We start from the raw sequence: 21,671 nt of genomic DNA on the forward strand, positions 1-21,671 counted from the left end.
GGTGTCACCGGATCATGTCTGTGAGGGTTTCGGGCGCAAGCCCGGTCTGGTCTGGGCTGCCCCAGGGGGCGCCATCGCGGATAAGGTCGAATTTGCCTGCGCGCCCGACCAGCGTGACCGTGGCGCGGGCCGGATGCGCGCAGCCTTTCGCGCAGCCGGAAACATGGAGCAGTTCGCCATCGGGCAGATATGGCGCAAGCCGTGCCGCCAGCTGTCTGGTCTCGACGCTGGCTTGCGGACATCCGGGCGCCCCGGTGCAGGCCAGAACCCGCAGGCGCGGGTCGTCAGGGCTCACGATCAGCTCATGCCCTTCGGGCAATGCGGGCATATGGCGCAGACCGGGCAGGGCAAGCATCCGCCACGGCGTCACCCGCAAGCTTTCGGGGGCGGTATCGGCCAACGCGCGCAAATCCTGCGCTGCCATCTGACCGAAGGGGGCGGCAAAGAGGGCCAGCCCATCGTGAAAACCGGGCCGGGCCGGGACTTCGGGCGCATTGGGCTGGGCCGCGCCCTTCAATGCCTCGGGCAAGGGTGTGCTCGCCAGATGCCGCGCCATCCGCCCGCGCCCATCCGCACCCACACCCCCACTGCCGAGAAACCAGCGCGCGAGCGCCACAGCGGCCTCAACGGCGTCAGAAATGCTGGCAACAGCCATGCCGGTATCGCTGCCATCGGCACGAACCACCAGATCCCCGCCTGCCGCCTCCAGCCGGATATCGCCGCTCGTGGCGGCCAGCCTGCGAACAGCGCCGGTATCCACGACAAAACCGAATTTCCCCGGCAGCGACGCCAATCCCGGATCGCGCAAGGCCTGTTCCAGCGCGGCTGCGATCTGTTCCTCGCGCCCGCCTGCCGCGCGAAATGGCGTAAGCGTGATGTTGCGCCGCGCCTCGAAAGCGGGGTCGGCATCGATCAGACCCAGCCCATCAAGCGCCAGCATCAGCCCGGCATGATCCGCAACACCGCGCAATTGCAGATTGGCGCGGCTGGTCAGTTCGATCAGACCGGTGCCAAACCGCAGCGCCAGATCCGCGATGCCTCGGGCCTGCGCGGGCGTGATCTGCCCCAGCGCGGGGCGCATGCGCACCACCAGCCCGTCAGCCGCAGCCATTGGCCGATGCGCCCCGGGGCACCAGCCCTGAATCACCGGCCCGCTCATTGTGTCTGCTCCAGTGCCGCGCGGATGGAATTGCGCCGCGACTGCCACAGCCCGGCGGCGTGCAAGGCCGCAAAGCGCGCGCGCATCGCCGCAAGGGCCTGCGGGTTGGCGTCTTGCAGGAACTCCACAACCGCCGCATCGCCCAATGTCGCGTCAAAGAACTGATCGAACAGATGCGCGCCCACCACATCCGCAAGCTGGGCGAAAGCGGCCATGTTCTCCAGCGTCGCCGCGATCTCTGCCGCACCCCTGAACCCGTGGCGCTTCATGCCCGCAATCCAGCCCGGATGCGCCGCACGCGCCTGCACCACACGCGCCACTTCCTCGCTCAGACCGCGCAGGCGCGGGCGGGCGGGATCGGTATTGTCCAGATGATAGAGTGCGGCCTTGCCCCCCGCGACGGATTGCGCGGCGGCAAACCCGGCCTCGTGACTGGCATAATCCTCGGCCAGCAGCAGATCGGTTTCGGGCAGATCCTGCGCATGGACGAAAGCTGCCGCACCCGCCACCCGCGCGCGCAAACCCGCCATATCCTGCTGCGCCTGATCCCCGTCCAGCGCATAGGCCGAGGCCGCAAGCCAGGCTGCCCCAGCGCGGGCCCGCGCATCCTCGGTGTAATCGGTCATCAACTGCCCCATCCCCAACCCGAAACTGCCCGGTGCCGGTCCATAGACGCGGGCGCTGGCATTGTCGATATAGGGGTTCCATTCCACCGCCTCGTCGCGGGCGCCAAGCGCGCGGATGGCCTGCTGAAACAGGGCAGAAAGCGTCGGGAACACATCGCGGAACAGGCCCGACACCCGCAATGTCACATCGATGCGCGGATGGTCGAGCTCCGCGATCGGCACGATCTCGATGCCCGATACCCGCTCTGACGCGGCATCCCATTGCGGCCGAACCCCGATCAGCGCCAGCGCCATGGCGAAATCCTCGCCCGCCGTGCGCATGGTGGCCGAGCCCCAGAGATCCACCACCACCCCGCGCGGCCAGTCGCCTTGATCCTGCAGGTGGCGGCGGATCAGCTCTGCCGCCAGCCGCTGCCCCTGCGCATAAGCCGCGCGCGTGGGCACCGAGCGCGGGTCGGTGGTGAACAGGTTACGCCCGGTCGGCAGCACATCGCTCCGCCCGCGATAGGGCGAACCCGAGGGGCCGGGCGCGATCCAACGGCCCGCAAGCGCATCGATCAGCGCCCGGCTTTCGCTGGCCGCCGCCTGCGCGGCATCGAACGGGCCTTCGATTGCAGGCGCGCGGCCCCAGATATGCAGGCCATCCCCGAACTGGCTTTCCTTCACATCACACACAAAGCGGTCAATACGGGTGATGGCTTCACTCGCGCAAGCACCAGCTTCGATCCCCAGATCCGCCTCGACACCAAGGGCGCGGGCCTCTTCGCGGATATCCTCCATCAGCCGGTCGCGACGGCGCGGATCCAGCCCGTCAGCATTCGAGAATTCGTCCAGCAGAGCTTCGATCCGCACCAGTCTTTCAGGCGTGCCAGAGGCGCGCATGGGCGGCGGGATATGCCCCAGCGTGAGCGCCCCGATCCGGCGCTTGGCCTGTGCGGCCTCGCCCGGATCATTGACGATGAACGGATAGATCACCGGCAGCGCGCCCACCAGCGCTTCGGGCCAGCAGCATTCCGACAGCGCGACCGATTTGCCGGGCAGCCATTCCAGCGTGCCATGCGCGCCGACATGGATCAGCGCATCCGCCTGCGCCCGCAGCCAGAGATAGAAGGCCACATAGGAATGGCGCGGAATGCGCGAGAGGTCATGATACTCGTCATCGCGCGCCTCGGCTGTGCCGCGCTCGGGTTGCAGCGCAATCACGGCACGACCCTGCCGCAGCGCCGTGAAGCTGAACGCGCCATCCTCTACCATCGGATCATCTTCCGGGGCACCCCAAGCCTCTGCAAGCGCGGCCTGCAGAGATTGCGGCAGCCCGACGAGGGCGCGCGCATATTCCACCAGCGGCCAGTGGATGCGGGCATCTGTCAGGCTCTCGGCCAGCGGCGCGCTGTCGGGGCTGTCATGTCCCGCCTGCGCCAGATCATCGAGCATGGCCGCGACCGAGGCCATGGGATCGAGCCCCACCGCATGGGCCATGTTCCACGGGCGCCCCGGATAGGTGGAGAGCACAAAGGCCAGACGCCGCGCCCCGGGCGCCGTCATCGCCAATCTGTGCCAGCCGAGAACCCGGTCAGCGATCGCAGTGATGCGCGCGGGCTCCGGGGCATGGGCAGAGCGGACGAATTGCAGATCGGGGTCGGGCAGGCCCGGCTGCTTGAAAGAGGCCACCCCCGCAAAGATACGCCCATCCACCTCGGGCAACACGACATGCATGGCCAGATCAGCAGGCGACAGGCCGCGCGCGGACTCCTGCCATGCCGCTTGTGTGGCCGTGGACAGCGCGACCTGAAACACCGGCACATCGCCCGCATCCAGCGGAGAAGACCCCGCCGCGCCCCGCCCGGAAAACGAGGTCGCATTGACAATCGCCGCCACCTGCAGCGCGGCGATCTGGCGTTGCAGCCATCCCCGCGCCTCGGGGGCTTTCAGGGACGGCACGAATATTCCAATCGTGGCGAAACCGCGCGCTTCAAGCGCCTGCATCAGCGCCTCGACCGGGGCCAGATCGGCGGCCACCAGCCAGGACCGGTAGAACACCACCGGCACCAATGGCCGGTCGCGCGGCCCCAGGATCAGCGGGCATGTCACACCTTCCTGCGCGGTCCAGAACCCGACCTCTGGCAATGTCTTGGCCCCGCGTACCGGCCCTGCATAGAGCCCTGCGGCCAGCGCCAGTTGGGCCAGCGCCGCCTGCGCCGCGACCGCCCCGCCTGCATCGCAAAGCCGCTTGAGCTGGTGCAAGGTCGAGGCAGGCACGGTCGAGACTTCATCCAGCCTTGGGTCCGCGCGCCCATCCGCTGGCAGAACCGCAAGCGCTATGCCCTTCTCCCGCGCGAGCGCGGCGAGTTGTTGCAGCCCATAGGCCCAATAGGGCACGCCGCCAATCAGCCGGATCAGGATCCCGCGTGCGCCCGAAAGCGTCTGCTCCAGATAGGTATCGACCGAGAGCGGATGTCTCAGCGCCGCCAGATTGGCCAGCCGCAAGCTCGGCAAGGCCCCTGCCGCGCGATGCCATCCCGCCGCGAAAGCCCCAAGGTCACTGTCGGAAAAGGACAGCACCACCAGATCGGCAGGGCTCTGGCCCAGATCCGTGGGGGTGGCCGTTTCATCCAGCCCGTGGCTTTCGCGGAAAATGACATGCATGGCGGATCAGGCCCCCAATGCCTCGCGGATGGCCGCTTCATTAACATGATCATGCTCGGCAATCACAACCAGTCGCGTCACGCGCGGCTCAGAGGCCTCCCAGGGCCGGTCGAACTGGTGACGCACCCGCGCGCCCACTGCCTGCACCAGAAGCCGCATGGGCTTGCCCGCCACCGCCGCATAGCCCTTCACGCGCAGGATATGCTGACTGCCCGCCAGATGCGCGATCCGGGCGGCCAGATCGGCAGGATCCTGAATTTCGCCCATCGTCACCATGATCGTGTCGAAATCATCATGCTCGTGGTCGTGATGGCCGTCATGATGGCTGGGGCGCGCCTCCAGATCATCCTCGGCCCCCGCTTCCAGCCCCAGCAGCACTGCAGGATCAACCACGCCCTCGGCCACCTCGATCACGGGCAGGGCACGCGGGGCTTCGGCGGCGATCACCGCGCGGGCCTTGGCCACACCGTCAGCCCCGGCAAGATCCGGCTTGGTCAGAAGCACCAGATCGGCGCAGGCGATCTGATCCTCGAACACTTCCGACAGCGGCGTTTCGTGGTCGATACTGTCATCGGCTTCGCGCTGCGCATCCACGGCGGCGATATCGGGCGCGAAGCGACCTGCGGCCACAGCCTCGGCATCGGCCAATGCAATCACCCCGTCCACTGTGATGCGCGACCGGATTTCGGGCCAGTCAAACGCCTTCAGCAGGGGCTTGGGCAGCGCAAGGCCCGAGGTTTCGATCAGGATATGATCGGGCTTGGGCTCAAGCTTCAGAAGCGCCTCGACGGTCGGAATGAAATCATCCGCGACCGTGCAGCAGATGCAGCCATTCGACAGCTCGACGATATTTTCTGCCGGGCAATCGGGGATCGCGCAGGATTTCAGGATCTCGCCATCCACCCCCACGGTTCCGAATTCATTGACGACAACCGCCAGCCTGCGCCCGCCGGCATTGCGGATCAGTTGCGAAATCAGCGTGGTCTTGCCCGCGCCCAGAAAGCCGGTGATGATGGTGACAGGGGTTTTTTCAAGTGACATCCGGGGCCTCCAATGGCGGGATTCGGGCGATGCAATTCTTGCGAAAATGCTCGGGGCGTTCACGCCACGGGACAAGACCGTTCTCTGCATCGCGATATTTCTGTGCGCCCTCCAGAATGGTGGGCAGATGAGTTTCAGGGTTCAGGTTGCCATAGACATAGGTCCAGGCGCCGGGCTTGCGCAGCGCGATGGTGCAGCCGCGCGAACAGTTCGACAGGCAGTCCACAGCGATGACGCGCAGCCCGTCCGGGGCCGCGTCCTGCAGCGCCTGCACCAGTTCTGCGCCGGGGCGGATATCGGACGCCGGATCCTCATCCGGGTTTGCAGGCGCCGATTTGCGGCAGGTGGCACAGACCAGAAGGTCGATAGTCTCGCAGGGCATGAGATGCTCCAGTTCGGGCATGGGGCAGCGCAGAACCGCCCCATGCGCTTGTGATTAGCCGAGGATCATGTGCTCGGCAGCCGCGACAGGGCATTGATGATCGCTATGGCCTGCCGTGGTGCGCTGACGCGCCGTATCTGTCGGGTTCGCGATAGCCACATCTCGGGCAGAAGGCGCATAGCTGCCCACAGCCAGACCCGGCCTCGCGAATGCTTTGCGAGAGGGTTGCATCCTGTCTCTTTCCCGCGCGACCACCCGTCGCGCGCAACTTATGCAAGGGTAGGATGGCAGGACCGGCAAGGGCAAAGCTCCTGTGCCGACGCCAGACCACCAGTCACCCCGCTGGTTTCGATGCCCCGGAAGGGGCGGCTGCAGGCTGGCAGGTCTCCCGGCTTGCGGATGTCGAGGCTTGCGCCTCGATGGTCGGCCCGCCTTCCCGGCCAGATAGCCAGTGGCATTGGGCGACCTCTCCGGTCACGGTCGCGGGGGCGGCTGCGCTTCTGGCCCGATCTTGCTATCGGGCTTTGTCACATTCCCTTTTCACCTGTCATGAACAGGCACCAGCCCGAGTGTCTTGCGCGCTTGGCAACAACATGTCAAGCGAGGAAAAGCGGCTGGAAAACGCCCCTGAAAACACCATCCAGGGCCGGGAACACATGCAGGCGCGCGCGGCCCGGAGGTTTTCCGCCGGGCAAGCCGGGTTCGCTCGTTCACCCCGGCTCTCGCGAGCGGCATCCGGTTCTGGCATGCCCACCCGCCGTCGAATACCGGGCGACAAGGCTGATCGGCACTCCCGCACCACGCCCGTCTCCCGATCTGCCTGCGACAGCCTGCGCAGCGCTTTCCCTGCCGATGGCGGTTGCGCGAATGCCTATAATGGTCAGCGAGGGCGCGAGATCTGCTGCAAACTCCACATTGTCGATGCCTGCAACCGACAAACCCGCCGGGGCCGCCAAGCCGCGCCCCAGCGCCTCGACCATTGCGCCAATTGCAAGCAGATCGGCTGTTCCGGCACTGGCCGACAGAGGCGGCTCCGGGGCGACGCTCTGCGGTGGCGGTCAATCCCTGTCGTGCAGGGGCGCGATGCTCCCGCAGGTTCAGATTGCCAGCAGCGAGAAGCCGCGTCATACAAGGACCACGCAGATTTACCGCTTCGAGCAGACCCAAGGACAGCCCATGAGTGACACGCGCGCGCGCCGGAAGTTCCGGTCGCAGGAATGGTTCGACAATCCCAACAACCCCGGCATGACCGCGCTCTATATCGAGCGCTATCTGAATCAGGAATATACGCGCGGCGAGTTGCAGGGCGAGCGGCCCGTGATCGGGATCGCGCAGACGGGCAGCGATCTGGCGCCCTGCAACAAGATCCATGTCTTCCTGATGGACCGGATCAAGGCCGGGATTCGCGACGCGGGCGGGATTCCGATGGAATTTCCGGTCCATCCGATTCAGGAAACCGGCAAGCGACCCACTGCGGCGCTGGACCGCAATCTGGCCTATCTGAGCCTTGTCGAGGTGCTGCATGGCTATCCGATTGACGGCGTGGTGCTGACCACAGGTTGCGACAAGACCACGCCTGCGATGCTGATGGGGGCGGCCACAGTCGATCTGCCTGCAATCGCGCTCAATGGTGGCCCGATGCTCGATGGCTGGTGGCAGGGCAAGCGCGCGGGCTCCGGCACGATTGTCTGGGAAAGCCGCCGCCTGCTGGGCGAAGGCAAGATCGAGTATGAGGAATTCATGGAACGGGTCTGCGCCTCGGCCCCCTCACTTGGTCATTGCAACACGATGGGCACGGCAAGCACGATGAATGCAATGGCCGAAGCACTGGGCATGACCTTGCCGGGGTCATCGGCCATTCCTGCGCCCTTCCGCGAACGCATGGCCATGGCCTATGAGACCGGCAGGCGCATTGTCGCGATGGTGCATGAGGATCTCAAACCTTCGGACATTCTCACGCGCAAGGCGTTTGAGAATGCGATCAGGGTGAATTCCGCGATTGGCGGCTCGACCAATGCCCCGCCCCATCTGCAGGCGATCGCGCGTCATGCGGGGGTCGAATTGCATGTGAGCGACTGGCAGAAGGTCGGTTTTGACGTGCCGCTTCTGGTCAATATGCAGCCTGCGGGCGCCTATCTGGGCGAAAGCTTCTTCCGGGCAGGGGGCGTGCCTGCGGTGATGGGGGAATTGCTGAAAGCCGGGATGCTGCACGGCGATGCGATGACCGCGAGCGGGGCCGATATGGGCGCCAATCTGGCCGGATGGGAAAGCCGCGACCGCGACGTGATCCGCACTGTGGCAGAACCTCTGCGCGAGCAGGCGGGCTTCCTCGTGCTGTCGGGAAATCTCTTCGACTCGGCGCTGATGAAAACCAGTGTCATTTCCGCCGATTTCCGCCAGCGTTTCCTGTCCACACCGGGGCAGGAGGGCATTTTGGAAGCCCGCGCAGTCGTGTTCGAGGGGCCGGAGGATTACCACGACCGGATCAATGACGAGAGCCTCGGGATCGACGATCAGACGATTCTGTTCATCCGCAACGTGGGCTGTGTGGGTTATCCGGGATCGGCCGAAGTGGTGAATATGCAGCCGCCCGATGCTCTGCTGCGCGCGGGCGTCAACCATCTGCCGACAGTGGGTGACGGGCGGCAGTCGGGCACGTCGGAAAGCCCTTCAATCCTCAATGCCTCGCCCGAATCCGTCGTCGGGGGCGGACTGGCGCTGCTGCAGACCGGCGACCGGGTGCGGCTGGATCTGAATGCAAGTCGCATGGATGCGCTGGTCCCAGAGCAGGAATGGCAGGCGCGGCGCGACGCCTGGACGCCGCCGGAGCTGCACCACCAGACCCCCTGGCAGGAGATTTATCGCAGCCATGTCGGGCAACTTGCCGATGGCGGCTGTCTGGAACTGGCCACAGCCTATCAGCGCATCCGCCACGACCTGCCGCGCGACAATCACTGAGCAAAGCATAACCGGGACGGGCCAGTTCTGCTGACCCGTCCCGCGCTCAGACGAACAGGTCCACGCGCTCGAAGCTGGTGACATCCACCAGCCCCAGATCGGAAATCCGCAATTCGGGGATCACCACCAATGCCAGCAGCGAATGCTGCATGAACGCGTTGTTCAGCGCGCATCCACAGTCCTGCATCGCCTGACCCAGAGCTTCGGCAGCGGCTGCAACCTCGGCAGCCGGGCTGTCCGACATCAACCCCGCAATCGGCAGCGCGACATGGGCAAGCTCTGCCCCGTCGCGCCAGAGGGTGACACCGCCGCCCAATTCGCCAAGCCGGTTCGCCGCCAGCGCCATCTGCTCGCGGCAGGTGCCCACGACGATCATGTGATGGCTGTCATGCGCCACTGTCGAGGCCAGCGCCATCCGCCCCTGATAGCCAAAGCCCGACACCAGCGCATTCACGACGCCGCCAGTGCCGCGATGGCGCTCGACCAGCGCGATCTGGGCGATGTCGCGCGCTGTGTCCGACACCACCTCGCCATTCGTGACCGGCATGGTCCTTGTCAGTGCCTGCGTAGGGGCCTGATTTTCGACCACGCCGATCACGCGGGCCTCGACCTCGTTCGCGCCCTCGGGGGCAGCAATCGTGAAATCCTCCGCGCCAAGCACCTTGCCCAGATGGACCGTCTGGCGCACATCCTCGGGCCAGTCGAGATGCGGGCAATCGACCAGCAGGCGCCCGTTTTCCGCAACCTGAACCCCACGGGCAAAGACCTGTTCGACGGGCAAGCGCCGCAGATCCGAGGTCAGGATCAGATCGGCCCGCCGACCCGGTGCAATGCTGCCCAACTCCCGCTCCAGCCCGAAATGGCTGGCGGTGTTGATCGTGGCCATCTGCAGCGCGACCAGCGGGTCCGCGCCACACTCGATGGCATGGCGCAGGACGCGGTTCATATGCCCGTCATGGACCAGCGTCCCGGAATGGCAATCATCCGTGCACAGGATCATATTACGCGAATCCAGCCCGCGTTCGGTGACAGCGGTGATCTGGGTTTTCACATCATACCACGCACTGCCTAAGCGAAGCATCGCGCGCATGCCCTGACGCATGCGGGCCACGGCATCCTCCTCGCGCGTGCCCTCATGATCATCGGCCGGACCACCGGCAACATAGGCGTGAAAGGCCGGACCCAGATCGGGCGCGGCATAATGCCCGCCCACGGTCTTGCCCGCGGCTTGGGTGGCGGCAATCTCGGCCAGCATCTTGGGGTCGGCATGGATCACGCCGGGGAAATTCATCATCTCGCCCAGTCCGATGATGCCGGGCCAAGTCATCGCCTCGGTCACATCTTCGGAGGTGATCTCGAACCCCGTCGTCTCCAGCCCCGGCGCAGAGGGCGCACAGGACGGCATCTGCACATAGATGCTGACCGGCTGCATCAGCGCCTCGTCATGCATCAGCCGCACACCCCGCAGCCCAAGGACATTGGCAATCTCATGGGGATCGACGAACATGGTCGTCGTCCCATGCGGAATGACCGCAGCCGCAAATTCGGCGGGGGTCAGCTGCCCGGATTCGATATGCATATGCCCGTCGCAGAGGCCCGGGATCAGATAGCGCCCGCCCGCGTCGATCACCTGTGTCCCGGGTCCGATGCAATGGCTGGCATCCGGGCCGACATAGGCAAAACGCCCTCGGACAATGGCCACCTGCCAACCGTCGAGAATCTCGCGCGTATGCACATTGACGACCCGTCCGCCGACGATCACGGTTTCGGCGGCTGCGCGGCCAGCGGCAACGGCGATCAGGTCAGGGGCGGTATCGGGCCACGAAGGGAAGGGTGTTGTGATCATGGCGCGATATTGTCCGCAAATCCGCTGTCCGACAAGATGAAAGCGCGGGCCACAGGCCCACACCCCCGACACGCCGGTTTTGTCAGCAGCAGCGCGCAAAACCGGTTGCCCGTGGCGGCTGTCCGTGCACATTGGGCGCGGTCGGCCAGCAGGTCACTATGACGCAGGGAGAATATCAACATGACACCGGGTCTGATCCTGTCCATCGGCGAAGCCATGGTCGAATTGTCTCAGAGCGATACGCCTGACAATTGGCGGCTGGGCATCGCCGGGGACACACTCAACACCGCCTGGTATCTGCGCGGGCTTCTGCCCGAGCCATGGCGCGTCGGCTATCTGTCGCGTGTGGGCACGGGGGCGTTTTCCCAGCGGATGGTGGATTTCCTGAGCGCATCCGGCATCGACGCCACCCATGTCAGCCGGGATGCCACGCGCGAGATCGGGCTTTATGCGATCTCTTTGCAGGATGGCGAGCGCAGTTTCAGCTATTGGCGCGACAGTTCCGCCGCGCGTGGGCTTGCGGATGACGACACGCGGCTGGCGCAGGCCTTTGCCGGGGCACGGATGCTCTATCTGTCGGGCATCACTCTGGCGATCCTGCCAGCCCCGGCGCGCGCGCGTCTGATCACCCATCTTGCCCGCGCCCGCGATGAGGGCGCGCAGGTCGTCTTTGACCCCAATCTGCGCCCGCGCCTCTGGCCTGATACCGCGACGATGTGTGCGGCGATCGAAGAGATGGCGGGCCAGTCCGATCTGATCCTGCCCAGTTTCGATGACGAAGCCACCCATTTCGGAGACCGCGACCTGCAGGCAACTGCGGCGCGCTATCTGGGCTGCGGCGCGCGGCAGGTCGTGGTCAAGAACGGGGGCGGACCAATGCTGTTCGACGGTGCGGATGGCACGGGCCGGATCGACGATCTGCAGCCCGAAACGCCGGTCGATACCACCTCCGCAGGCGACAGTTTCAACGCAGGCTATCTGGCCGCGCGGGTTCAGGGCGCGGATTGCGGGGCGGCGATCCGCGCGGGCCATGCGCTCAGCCGTCAGGTGATCCGCCATCGCGGGGCACTGGTGCCTGCGGCGATTGCCGCCGTGCGGGGCTGATTGCGCGCCGCGCCCCGCTGTGCCACCCTTGGCGCGATCTGACACCGGAGTGCCCCATGCAGCGCATCACGATCACGCTCCCCGAAGAACTCTGCACGGAACTGGATGCTTTCGTCCAGACCCGGCGCTATGACACCCGGTCAGAGGCGATGCGTGATCTGCTGCGCACGGCCCTGCGCGTCACCGCCGAAGCCGAGCCAGAGGGCGAGGCGATGGGGGTTCTGAGCTATGTCTATGACCATCACCTGCGCGATCTTGCCAGTCGCCTGATGGATCACCACCATGCCCATCATGCCCTGACCGTGACCACCAGCCATGTCCATCTGGACCATGACACCTGTCTGGAAACCGTCATCCTGCGCGGCCCGGTCCGCGATCTGCGCACCCATGCCGACGGCATTCTGGGGCAGCGCGGTGTGATGCATGGCAACCTGTTCCTGATCCCGGTGGAATCGCAGGATCACGGGCATGGGCTGGCCCATCACACGCATCTGCATGTGAAGGAAAGCTTCTGAAAACCTGACATTTTCGCCGACTCCCGGCGCGCGACCGGGGGTCGGTCAGGTCTCTCACGCTATCAGCAATCGCTGCGGGTTTCCGTCAAGCCAGCCATCGAGATTCTCGACGCATTGGCGATAGAAGGTCTCGAAAGTTTCCTGAACCGCATAGCCCAGATGCGGGGTGGCCAGCAGATGCGGCAGGCGGCGTTCCGGGGCGTCATGGGGCAGGGGTTCGTGATCATAGACATCGATCCCGGCCCCCCCGATCCGCCCCTTGGCCAGCGCGTCATGCAGCGCGGCCTGATCGACCAGCGGCCCGCGCGCGGTATTGATGAACAGCGCATGCGGTGGCATCGCGGCAATATCTGCCGCCGAGACAATCCCGCGCGTCGTTGGTCCCAGAACCAGATGAACCGAGACGATATCAGCGCGGCGAAACAGCGTTTCCTTGTCCACCAGTTCCGCGCCGCCCTTCTCCGCCCGCTCCGGCGTCAGATTCGGGCTCCAGGCAATGACCTTCATCCCGAAAACCTGTGCCACAGCCGCCATGCGCGCGCCCAGACGGCCCAGCCCAACCAGCCCGAGTGTGCGGCCATAAAGGGCATTGCCCAGCCGCGTCTGCCAATGCCCGGCGCGCAGGGCTGCGGCCTCTTCCGGGATATGGCGCATCAACCCGATGATCAGCCCCCAGGCCAGTTCGACCGTGGCGAAAACACCATTGCCGCTGCCATCGGTGGTCATGACCGGAATCCCCAGTTCCGCCGCTGTCGTACTATCGAGAGTGCGGTTTTGCCGCCCTGTGGCAGCAATCGCCCGGAGTTCCGGCAATCCGCGCAACACATGGCCGGGGAAATCGGTGCGCTCGCGCAGCAGGCAAAGCGCGTCATAGCGCGCAAGCTCCTGTGTCAGCTGCTCCGGCGCGATGGCATGGGTCAGGAAATGCAACTCGGCGCGATCTGCGAGCCGGTCCCAGTCTGCGAGGCGATGCGCAACACCCATATAGTCGTCCAGCACAGCGATCCGGGCTTTGCGCCCCTCGGGCAGCGGGCGAAATCTGCTCATGGTCTTGTCCCCTTTTCGGTCTTGCGTTGGTCCTGGTGGGCACGCAGGCGCATGATGACGAAGTTGCGAAGCAGATGGAAGCTCGGGATCAGCGCATGGCTCGGGCCCGCCCCCTGATCGTCACTGCCATCTGGCCTACGCCGCCCGCTGCCAGCGGTATTCATTCCGAAATCGTTTTTTGTACCGTGAAAAAAGGCGGCGCCGGAACCGCATTGCTTTTTTCAACTGACGAAAAAAGCTTTCATCAGTAAAGGAAAGGTTATGCTCCGCTCCCGCCCCCATTCCGACCGCTCTAAACCGCGACATCGAAGACCAGTCGCAGCGCCAGCAGCGCCAGCAGCCCCAGCATCACCCGGTCAAAGGCTTTGGGCGACCAGCGCCGCGCCAGCCAGTTGCCGACCGGCATGCCAAGGCCGATCATCCCCAGCGCCCCGAGCCCCAGTGCCAGACTGCGCAGGTCGATCAGCCCCACGACCCAGAGAGCGGGCAATTGCGCGAGCGACATGGCAACAAAGAAAATGGCAATCGTGCCGATAAAGGTCAGGCGCGGTAGCCGCATGGCGTTGAGAAAGGTGATCGAGGCGGGCGCAGAAATGCCGGTCGCGCCTTGCAGTACCCCGCCCAGCAGCCCGACCGGCGCGCTTGCGCTCTGCGCCATGGCACTCGCCAATATCCAGTCGGGGCGCGACAGCCGCAGCGCGATATAAGCAATGACCGCGCTGGCCACCATCAAGGCCAGTACCTCTTGCCGCAGCGCCACCAGCAGCCAAGTGCCAAGGATGGCCCCCAGAAACCCGCCCCCGGCGAAGAGCAGAAGGAACCGCCGGTTCAGCGCGTGGCTGCGAAACTGCCAGGCCTGCCAGATATTGCTCAGTAGATTGGGCACGACCAGCACCGCGACCGCGGTCTGGACATTGAACAGCATGGTCAGCGCCGGGGCGGCAATGACAGGTGCGCCCGCGCCGGTCGCGCCTTTCATCACGCCGCCCAGAAAGAGCGCCAGCAAAGCGAATGTCAGTTCCATGTCCTGCCCGGATGCGGTTTGCGGCATCGTGGGGGAACATGCCGGCAGGCGCAAGACCCGGAATGGTCTTTGAAAATCAAACCGGGGGCCAAGACGGCCCCCGGAAAATCGGCTTCATGAATTTAGTCCAGCCGCTCGGCAACATGATCGGCGAACGCATCCACCAGCGTGCGATAGGCCAGATCTTCGGGCATATCGGCCACGAGTATTGGTGCGCCGCTTTCATCGGTCACGCTCATGCCCTGCAGGCTCACGCTCAACTCGTAAGAGTCGAAATTCGCGTTATTGTTCAGATCGATCACATGCACGCGCCCGATCAGCGCTGCAGAGTCGATTGTGAACCCGCTTTCCGGTGCGTCATTGAGCGCAAAGCTCTCGATATTCAGCACCAGCCGCGCGCCATCTTCTGATATGCGCTCGGCGATGCGGCTCAGCACCGCTGATTCAAGATCGGTTTCCAGTGTGGTCCAGAATTCAGCCGCGCGGGCATCTTCGATGGTGGTCAGATCCGCCGAAACATCCACCTCGGAAATCTCGACAGCATGGGCAAGGCTCGTGGTGCCCAGCAACGCGGCAATACTGGCAGCAAATACCTGCGTTTTCATCTTGTGCTCCTTCGTCACAACTGTCGGGCACTCCGCCCGCACGCAGATATAACTATCGATCCTGCAGGCGGTTCCCGTGGCCATGCCGCATCAAAAACAGAACGTTACGTCAGAAAATACAGTCCCAACCCCGCCGCCGCGCTGATCGCGAGCAGCGCAACCGGGCCGGTTTTCGCACCAAATGCGAGTAGCACCGCCAGGAGCACAAGACCCGCAGCCCGCCAGTCGAGCGAGGCGAGGGCGGGGACTTCGCCCTCCAGTCCCAACAGGCGCAAGGGGCGAAACTCGGCGAACAGGACATGGAGTGCAAACCACAGCGCAAGGTTCAGGATCACCCCCACCACAGCCGCGGTGATGGCGCTGAGCGCGGCGCCCAGTTGCGGATTGCCGCGCAACCGCTCGACATAGGGGGCCCCGAGGAAAATCCACAGAAAACAGGGGGTGAATGTCACCCATGTCGTCAGGAGGCCGCCCAGTGTTGCCGCCATCAGCGGCGGCAGGTCGCCCGCTTCGCGCAAGGCGCCCATGAAACCCACGAATTGCGTGACCATGATCAACGGCCCCGGCGTGGTTTCGGCCATGGCCAGACCGTCCAGCATCTCGCCCGGTGCCAGCCATGCGTAATTCTGCACCGCTTCCTGCGCGACATAGGCCAGCACGGCATAGGCCCCGCCAAAGGTCACGACCGCCAGCACACTGAAAAACGCTGCGATCTGGGAGAAGACATTGGCCGGTCCGAGCAGCAGGAACAGCGCCGCCACCGGCGCCAGCCACAGCGCCAGAAACAGCGCGGAAATCCGCAGCGCATAGCCGCGACGCGCGGTCGGCTGCCGCTCCGGGTAAAGCGCAAGGATCGTGTCGGCGTCGTCAGAGGCGCCTGCGCTGCCATGCCCGCCGGTGCGGAACGCCGCCGGCGCAACTCGCGCCCCCGCCAGACCGATCAGCGCGGCCCCCAGAATGATCAGCGGAAACGGCACGCCAAGCACGAAGATCGCCAGAAAGGACAGAGCGGCAACCGCGACGAGCGTGCGATGGGTCAGGATCTTGTTGCCCATGCGCAGGAGGGCCTGAAGCACGATCGCGAGTACCGCCGCTTTCAGACCGAAAAACACGGCCTCTACCCAGTCCAGCGCGCCAAAAAGCGCATAGATCCAGCTCAGCGCCATGATCGCGACAACACCGGGAAGCACGAAAAACAGCCCTGCGATGATCCCGCCAAGCGTGCGGTGCATCAGCCAGCCGATATAGACCGCAAGCTGCATCGCTTCTGGTCCGGGCAGCACCATGCAGTAATTCAGGGCATGCAGGAACCGTTTTTCCCCCAGCCAGCGGTTTTCGGCGATCAGAATGCGGTGCATAAGCGCGATCTGACCGGCGGGCCCGCCAAAGCTGAGCAAGCCGATCCGGGCCCAGACGCGAGCCGCGTCGGCGAGGGTCGGATATGGCCGCATCGGTGCTGGTTCTGCTGCGCGTGTCATCCGCCCGATTTCTAACGCTGCCTGTTTAGAATACAAGGTTCAAAATGCCTGCCTGCGGTTGCAGTGGGACTGGTCTGCTGCGCCGGATGTCTGATCGGCGCGGGGCCTGTCAGTGCTCAGACCACAGCACCGGCCCTGCTGACAAAGCGGTGCAGTTTGGCCGCCAGTTCCTGTTGTTTGACGGGCTTTGGCACGAAGTCCGTGAAACCTGCGTCCAGATATTCCGCGATCTGCTCGCGCATGACATTGGCCGTGACCGCAATCGCCTGCGGCGCGGGTCGCCCGAGTTCTGTACTGATCTGATGCATCCGGGCCAAGGCCTCCATGCCGCCCATGACCGGCATCGAGATATCCAGCAGCATCAGATCAAATGGCTCCTCGCGCCAGCGCTTGACCGCCTCTGCGCCGTTGCTGACAAATTCCGCTGTTGCGCCAAGCTTGGCCAGCATCACCGACAGGATCTTGCGATTGGCCTCGTTGTCATCGGCCACCAGAACATGAAGCGCGACCGGCAGGCGCGGGGCTGCGGGCGCATTCGCCACTTTGGTTGCGGGACATATGTGGTGCTGTGCCGCCGGGACATTGAGCGTGATCGTGATGGCCGTGCCTTCGCCCAATGTGCTGTGGACATCCAGCGTGCCCTCCATCAGATCGACCAGCCGACGCACGATCGACATGCCCAGGCCGGTGCCGCCGAAGCGCCGGGTGGTTCCAGCCTCTGCCTGTTCGAACGCCTCGCAGAGCCGGGTGATCTGCTCTGGCGACATACCGACCCCGGTATCGTGGAACTGCAGGGTCAGGCGTGAGGGGTCGCGGGTTTCAACCTGCAGGCTGACCATGCCCGCGTCGGTAAACTTGACCGCATTGCCCAGCACATTGTGCAGGATCTGCGCGATCCGTGTCTCGTCGCCGATGCGCGCATGCGTGCCGGTGATGTCATGCGTGACCGCCAGCGCGATGCCTTTGGCCTGAGCATTCGCCAGATGCAGTGATTCCACCCGGTCCAGAAGCGCGGCCAGGTCGAAGCTGCGGGTCTCCAGCGTCAGCTTGCCCGATTCGACCCGCGCCAGATCCAGAATGTCATTCAGGAGCGACAACAAACTCCAGCCCGACTCGCGGATCGTCTGCAGCATATCGCGCTGCGTGGGATCAAGCGCGGTTTCGGCCAGCAGATCGGCCATGCCCAGAACGCCATTGAGGGGGGTGCGTATCTCATGGCTCATATTGGACAGAAATTCGGATTTCGCCTGACTTGCAGCTTCGGCCCGCGCGCGCGCCTGATGCAGTTCCGTGACATCGACCCGCAAGCCGACATAGCCGCCTTCGGGCGTTCGGCTCTCAAAGATGCGCAGGACCCGGCCATTCGCCAGACGCTGTTCGATCACGCCTTCGCATTCCCGGTGCTGGTGCAGGCGCTCTGCCAGCCACGCCTCTTCGCGACCGATGGCATCTGCCATCACCCCCAGCGCAAGGACTGCGCGCAGGATTTCCTCGAAACTTATGCCGGGCTGAAATATCTCTGCAAGCTCGGGGTAGGTCGAGCGATAGTGTTGGTTGCACAGGACCAGCCGGTCCTCTGCGTCAAAGAGCGCGAAGCCGTCCTGCAGGGCCTCTAGCGCGGCAGCAAGCCGCTCGCGTGCATCGCGCGCTTCGGCTTCGGCGATTTCGGCGCGTTTGCGGCTCTCGACCTGATGCGTGATATCGATCCGCAGCCCGACACGTCCGCCTTCGGGGGTAGGGCGCTCGACGATGCGGACCCAGCGCCCGTCGGCAAAGCCGACTTCCAGCTCATGCCCCGCAGGCGGTGGTTTGGCCAGATTTTCGGCCAGCCAGGCGTCTTCGCGCCCGAGGGCTTCAGGAAACAGCTGCGCCTCAAGTCCGGCGCGCAGGATATCGCCGAAATAGACGCCCGGCACGATAACCTTCTGAATGGGCGCATGCTGTTGCTTGTAGCGGGCATTGCACAGGATCAGCCGATCTTCAGTATCAAAAAGGACAAAGCCGTCTTCAAGCGCCTCGATCGCGGAGGTCAGTCTTTCATGCGCATTGTGCGCGGCGGCTTCGGCTGTTTTGGTGCGGAGAAGGCTTTTGACCCGCTGCGTGATTTCGATGACGATCAAAATTCGACCGCCGTCTGGGGTAGGCCGTTGAATAATCCGCAGCCAGCGGTCCTGGTGGAAGCGGAGCTCGAAATTCTGTGCGGTCGCGGGTGGCGGTGTCTCGCAATACGCAAACCAGATCTCTTCCTGCGCCACGAAATCGGGGAAAAGTTTCGCGGCGATGACGCCGCGAAGCATGTCGGTGAGCAAGCTGCCTGGTTGCAGCAGATGAGCGATGGGGTGAAACAAGTCGCGAAGGCAGCTATTGCACATCATGAGCCGGTTGTCCGAATCATACAGAGCGAACCCGTCCGGCACCGCTTCAATCGCCATGCGCAAGCGTGTGTGATCTGTGATGATGATCCGCGCCGAGATGGCGAAACCCGCGCGTTCCGGGAGTTTGCGCAGGTTGAGATCGAGCGGAAGCCAGCTGCCATCGGCCCGACGCATGCGGCAATCAATGCGGCCTGCGGGGCCTTGATCCCTCAATCCGCGCATCAGTCTGTCGAGACTTGCCCGGTCTTCAGGATGGGCGAGGTCGTGGAAGGTTTGCGCGGCAACGTCAGCCTCAGTCCAGCCCAGTTCGGCGGTCCAGGCGCTGTTGACCGCTTCAAGATACCCGTCAGCGGCGAGAAGCGCGCCCGGATCGGGCGAAAGTTCAAAAAAGTTTCTCATAGCCTTCGAATCATGTCCCTTGCCGCGTTGACCCGAAGGATGCAGTTCTGCGAATCAATGACGCAGGCACAATCAGGCAGGATATCGAACAGCGTCAGCGCCGCGTCATCCTGCTGCTGTTGGGATAACCCGGACATGACTTCACCCACTTCGCCCGACCTGAACTGATACCGAAGCATACTATGTTCTACGGGGGGAAAATGAACCCTTTGTTAATTACGCCACTCAAGTTTTTCGAGCTTATCTCATCGGATGACGGCGGATGACATTTTTCGGGCGGGCGGGCAAGTCCAGCCGGACCTGTCGGCGCGGCGCCTGTGCCACAAGGCGCCCTTTCGAGATGACCGCCAGCCGGTCGGCACGCAGCCGCAATGCCTCTACCGGGTGCGCGGCGTCGAGCACCACGAGAGAGGCCATGGAGCCGACCGTCAGACCATAATCTTCAAGCCCCATGATGCGCGCATTCTCAATGGTCACCATGTCGAAACAGGCGCGCATGTCATCCGGGTGGGTCATCTGCGCGACATGCAGGCCCATGAAGGCCACATCGAGCATATCCGCCGTGCCCAGCGGATACCACGGGTCAAGCACGCAATCCTGCCCCCAGCCGACCGTGACCCCGGCCGCGCGCAACTCCTTGACCCGCGTCAACCCGCGCCGCTTGGGGAAAGTATCGTGCCTGCCCTGAATCACGATATTGATCAATGGGTTGGGCAGGGCATTGACCTGCGCTTCGGCGATCAGGGGCAGCAGTTTCGAGACATAGTAATTGTCCATCGAATGCATCGAGGTCAGATGCGATCCGGTCGCGCGGCCCTGCAAGCCGTGGCGGATCACCTCGGCGGCCAAGGTCTCGATATGGCGCGAATTGGGGTCGTCGGTTTCATCGCAATGCAGATCGATCGGCAGCCCACGCTCGGCGGCGATCCGGCAGAGTTCCTGCACGGAGGCGCGACCGTCCGCCATTGTACGTTCGAAATGCGGGATGCCGCCCAACACATCGACCCCCATATCCAGCGCGCGCAGAGTCTGGGCATGGGCGTTCGGGTCGCGATAGAACCCGTCCTGCGGAAAGGCCACCAGTTGCAGGTCCAGATAGGGGCGCACGGTCTCGCGCACATCCAGAAGCGCCTGCACCCCTTTCAGATCCGGATCGCAGGTATCGACATGGGTGCGGATCGCCAGCAGCCCCATGCTGACGGCCCAGTCGCAATAGGCGAGGGCGCGGGACTTCATCTCGTCAATCGTGGCGATCGCTTTCAACTCGCCCCAGAGTTCGATCCCCTCCAGGAGCGTGCCGGACTGGTTGATGCGCGGTATGCCGTAGCTGAGTGTCGCGTCCATGTGGAAATGCGGATCGACAAAGGGCGGGCTGACCAGATCGCCTGTGGCATCAAGCACTTGTCCGGCCTCGGCCCCGTCGAGCTGTCCGACCGCCGCAATCCGGTCGCCACTGATGCCGATATCGGCCACGCGCCCATCGGGCAGCGTGCCGCCCTTGACGATCAGATCGAACATCAGCGTTCTCCTTTATTGAACGGGACCATCAGCGCGGCGGGCACCGAGGCGCGGCGCGACATGATCACCAGCGCCAGAATGGACAGGACGAAAGGCATCATCAGGAAGATCTGATAGGGCACATCCGCGCCGATGCTGGTCTGTTGCAGCCGGATTTGCAGCGCATCGAACATGCCGAACAGGACCGCGCCCAGAAGCGCCTTGCCCGGCATCCATGCGCCGAACACCACCAGCGCGATGCAGATCCAGCCGCGCCCGTTGACCATCTCGAAGAAAAACGAGTTGAAGGCCGACATGGTGAGAAATGCGCCGCCCACGGCCATCAGGCCGGAGCCGACGATCACCGCGCCCATCCGCAGGCCGGTGACGGAAAGCCCTTGTGCCGCGACTGCCGCCGGGTTTTCGCCCGCTGCGCGCAAGGCTAGGCCCAGCGGGGTGCGGAACAGCACGAAAGACACCACCGCCACCAGCACGAAGGCCAAATAGGTCAGGGGCGTCTGGGTGAATAAAGCAGGCCCGAGCAGCGGGATATCCGAGAGGATAGGAATGGGCAGGGGCTGAAACGCCTCGATCCGGGGTGGGGTGGTGACGCGGGGCAGGGCGAGGCGATAGGCGAAATAGGCGCTGGCCGTGGCCAGAAGCGTGATCCCTAAGCCCACAACATGCTGGCTGAGGCCGAAGGGCACGGTCAGCGTGCCATGCAGCAGGCCAAAGAGCATGCCCGCGAGCATGGCCACCACCACGCCGGTCCAGAGCCCGCCGCCCGAATAGACCGTCATCCAGCCCGCGAAAGCGCCCGCGACCATGATCCCCTCGATCCCGAGATTCAGCACGCCCGCGCGTTCGCAGATGAGTTCCCCCATTGTCGCAAAGATCAGCGGCGAGGCGATGCGGATCACCGCCGCCCAGAAGCTTGCAGAGAGGAAGATTTCCAGAATTTCGCCCATC

At 64.4% G+C, this 21,671-nt stretch carries 18 protein-coding genes and 1 riboswitch; of the genes, 4 read left to right on the forward strand and 14 right to left on the reverse strand.

Features of this window, described 5'->3' with window-relative positions; translation table 11 throughout:
• Positions 1-4: 4 nt before the first annotated feature.
• The 6 genes from cobG to BG457_RS20725 form a co-directional block, all read right to left on the reverse strand.
• Entirely contained in the window at positions 5-1,159 is a 1,155-nt protein-coding gene (cobG, locus tag BG457_RS08325; RefSeq protein WP_071796626.1) for a precorrin-3B synthase, read from the reverse strand.
• Positions 1,156-4,431, reverse strand: coding sequence for a cobaltochelatase subunit CobN (gene cobN / locus BG457_RS08330; RefSeq protein ID WP_071796627.1), 3,276 nt, complete (start codon positions 4,429-4,431; stop codon positions 1,156-1,158). The genes cobG and cobN overlap by 4 nt, the downstream gene beginning before the upstream one ends.
• A gap of 6 nt (positions 4,432-4,437) precedes the next feature.
• Entirely contained in the window at positions 4,438-5,472 is a 1,035-nt protein-coding gene (gene cobW / locus BG457_RS08335; RefSeq protein WP_071796628.1) for a cobalamin biosynthesis protein CobW, read from the reverse strand.
• Complete coding sequence (locus tag BG457_RS08340) at positions 5,462-5,854, reverse strand: DUF1636 family protein (RefSeq protein ID WP_071796854.1); 393 nt, start codon at positions 5,852-5,854, stop codon at positions 5,462-5,464. Before BG457_RS08340 ends, cobW begins: the two co-directional genes overlap by 11 nt.
• 54 nt (positions 5,855-5,908) lie before the next feature.
• Complete coding sequence (locus BG457_RS20215) at positions 5,909-6,085, reverse strand: hypothetical protein (protein WP_175546769.1); 177 nt, start codon at positions 6,083-6,085, stop codon at positions 5,909-5,911.
• A 130-nt stretch (positions 6,086-6,215) separates the two neighbouring features.
• Positions 6,216-6,433: riboswitch (cobalamin riboswitch) on the reverse strand.
• Between the two features lie 131 nt (positions 6,434-6,564).
• On the reverse strand, positions 6,565-6,879 hold the full coding sequence (locus BG457_RS20725) for a substrate-binding domain-containing protein (RefSeq protein ID WP_425434918.1): 315 nt from the start codon (positions 6,877-6,879) through the stop codon (positions 6,565-6,567).
• 151 nt (positions 6,880-7,030) lie between these two features.
• Between BG457_RS20725 and BG457_RS08350 the strand changes: the two genes are divergently transcribed.
• Positions 7,031-8,812: an IlvD/Edd family dehydratase gene (locus BG457_RS08350; protein ID WP_071796855.1), complete on the forward strand. Its 1,782-nt coding sequence runs from the start codon at positions 7,031-7,033 to the stop codon at positions 8,810-8,812.
• A gap of 46 nt (positions 8,813-8,858) precedes the next feature.
• On the opposite strand, the gene ade is transcribed toward BG457_RS08350, so the two are convergent.
• The gene (ade, locus tag BG457_RS08355; protein WP_071796630.1) at positions 8,859-10,658 is read right to left on the reverse strand and encodes an adenine deaminase; all 1,800 of its coding nucleotides are present in this window, start codon (positions 10,656-10,658) and stop codon (positions 8,859-8,861) included.
• Positions 10,659-10,838: 180 nt separating this feature from the next.
• Between ade and BG457_RS08365 the strand changes: the two genes are divergently transcribed.
• Both BG457_RS08365 and nikR read left to right on the forward strand, forming a co-directional pair.
• Positions 10,839-11,762, forward strand: coding sequence for a sugar kinase (locus BG457_RS08365; RefSeq protein ID WP_071796632.1), 924 nt, complete (start codon positions 10,839-10,841; stop codon positions 11,760-11,762).
• Between the two features lie 56 nt (positions 11,763-11,818).
• A complete protein-coding gene (gene nikR, locus BG457_RS08370) occupies positions 11,819-12,277 on the forward strand; it encodes a nickel-responsive transcriptional regulator NikR (protein WP_071796633.1) in 459 nt (152 codons plus the stop codon).
• A 54-nt stretch (positions 12,278-12,331) separates the two neighbouring features.
• On the opposite strand, the gene BG457_RS08375 is transcribed toward nikR, so the two are convergent.
• Complete coding sequence (locus BG457_RS08375) at positions 12,332-13,324, reverse strand: D-2-hydroxyacid dehydrogenase family protein (protein WP_071796634.1); 993 nt, start codon at positions 13,322-13,324, stop codon at positions 12,332-12,334.
• Between the two features lie 95 nt (positions 13,325-13,419).
• Here BG457_RS08375 and BG457_RS20220 point away from each other — a divergent pair, with 95 nt between their 5' ends.
• Positions 13,420-13,575, forward strand: coding sequence for a hypothetical protein (locus tag BG457_RS20220; RefSeq protein ID WP_175546770.1), 156 nt, complete (start codon positions 13,420-13,422; stop codon positions 13,573-13,575).
• A 41-nt stretch (positions 13,576-13,616) separates the two neighbouring features.
• Here the strand turns inward: BG457_RS20220 and BG457_RS08385 are convergent, their stop codons facing one another.
• The 6 genes from BG457_RS08385 to BG457_RS08415 form a co-directional block, all read right to left on the reverse strand.
• A complete protein-coding gene (locus tag BG457_RS08385) occupies positions 13,617-14,348 on the reverse strand; it encodes a sulfite exporter TauE/SafE family protein (RefSeq protein ID WP_071796856.1) in 732 nt (243 codons plus the stop codon).
• A gap of 122 nt (positions 14,349-14,470) precedes the next feature.
• Positions 14,471-14,953, reverse strand: a complete 483-nt coding sequence (locus BG457_RS08390; RefSeq protein ID WP_139257622.1) for a hypothetical protein — start codon at positions 14,951-14,953, stop codon at positions 14,471-14,473.
• A 104-nt stretch (positions 14,954-15,057) separates the two neighbouring features.
• Positions 15,058-16,431: a chromate efflux transporter gene (chrA, locus tag BG457_RS08395; protein WP_071796637.1), complete on the reverse strand. Its 1,374-nt coding sequence runs from the start codon at positions 16,429-16,431 to the stop codon at positions 15,058-15,060.
• Positions 16,432-16,547: 116 nt separating this feature from the next.
• Positions 16,548-19,205, reverse strand: coding sequence for a PAS-domain containing protein (locus tag BG457_RS08400; protein WP_071796638.1), 2,658 nt, complete (start codon positions 19,203-19,205; stop codon positions 16,548-16,550).
• A 240-nt stretch (positions 19,206-19,445) separates the two neighbouring features.
• Positions 19,446-20,723, reverse strand: a complete 1,278-nt coding sequence (locus tag BG457_RS08410; RefSeq protein ID WP_071796640.1) for an amidohydrolase family protein — start codon at positions 20,721-20,723, stop codon at positions 19,446-19,448.
• A complete protein-coding gene (locus BG457_RS08415) occupies positions 20,723-21,670 on the reverse strand; it encodes an ABC transporter permease (protein ID WP_071796641.1) in 948 nt (315 codons plus the stop codon). The genes BG457_RS08410 and BG457_RS08415 overlap by 1 nt, the downstream gene beginning before the upstream one ends.
• Position 21,671: the final 1 nt, after the last annotated feature.

This window comes from Natronohydrobacter thiooxidans, from assembly GCF_001884735.1.
Taxonomy (GTDB): Bacteria; Pseudomonadota; Alphaproteobacteria; order Rhodobacterales; family Rhodobacteraceae; genus Roseinatronobacter; species Roseinatronobacter thiooxidans_A.

Bases quoted from the DNA above. Each gene is read 5' to 3' on its own strand.
- BG457_RS20220 (WP_175546770.1), top strand. From the start codon at position 13,420: ATGGCTCGGGCCCGCCCCCTGATCGTCACTGCCATCTGGCCTACGCCG.
- BG457_RS08385 (WP_071796856.1), bottom strand. From the start codon at position 14,348: ATGGAACTGACATTCGCTTTGCTGGCGCTCTTTCTGGGCGGCGTGATG.
- ade (WP_071796630.1), bottom strand. From the start codon at position 10,658: ATGATCACAACACCCTTCCCTTCGTGGCCCGATACCGCCCCTGACCTG.
- nikR (WP_071796633.1), top strand. From the start codon at position 11,819: ATGCAGCGCATCACGATCACGCTCCCCGAAGAACTCTGCACGGAACTG.
- chrA (WP_071796637.1), bottom strand. From the start codon at position 16,431: ATGACACGCGCAGCAGAACCAGCACCGATGCGGCCATATCCGACCCTC.
- BG457_RS08410 (WP_071796640.1), bottom strand. From the start codon at position 20,723: ATGTTCGATCTGATCGTCAAGGGCGGCACGCTGCCCGATGGGCGCGTG.
- BG457_RS08365 (WP_071796632.1), top strand. From the start codon at position 10,839: ATGACACCGGGTCTGATCCTGTCCATCGGCGAAGCCATGGTCGAATTG.
- cobN (WP_071796627.1), bottom strand. From the start codon at position 4,431: ATGCATGTCATTTTCCGCGAAAGCCACGGGCTGGATGAAACGGCCACC.
- BG457_RS08390 (WP_139257622.1), bottom strand. From the start codon at position 14,953: ATGAAAACGCAGGTATTTGCTGCCAGTATTGCCGCGTTGCTGGGCACC.
- BG457_RS08400 (WP_071796638.1), bottom strand. From the start codon at position 19,205: ATGAGAAACTTTTTTGAACTTTCGCCCGATCCGGGCGCGCTTCTCGCC.
- BG457_RS20215 (WP_175546769.1), bottom strand. From the start codon at position 6,085: ATGCAACCCTCTCGCAAAGCATTCGCGAGGCCGGGTCTGGCTGTGGGC.
- cobW (WP_071796628.1), bottom strand. From the start codon at position 5,472: ATGTCACTTGAAAAAACCCCTGTCACCATCATCACCGGCTTTCTGGGC.
- BG457_RS08375 (WP_071796634.1), bottom strand. From the start codon at position 13,324: ATGAGCAGATTTCGCCCGCTGCCCGAGGGGCGCAAAGCCCGGATCGCT.
- BG457_RS08415 (WP_071796641.1), bottom strand. From the start codon at position 21,670: ATGGGCGAAATTCTGGAAATCTTCCTCTCTGCAAGCTTCTGGGCGGCG.
- cobG (WP_071796626.1), bottom strand. From the start codon at position 1,159: ATGAGCGGGCCGGTGATTCAGGGCTGGTGCCCCGGGGCGCATCGGCCA.
- BG457_RS08340 (WP_071796854.1), bottom strand. From the start codon at position 5,854: ATGCCCTGCGAGACTATCGACCTTCTGGTCTGTGCCACCTGCCGCAAA.
- BG457_RS08350 (WP_071796855.1), top strand. From the start codon at position 7,031: ATGAGTGACACGCGCGCGCGCCGGAAGTTCCGGTCGCAGGAATGGTTC.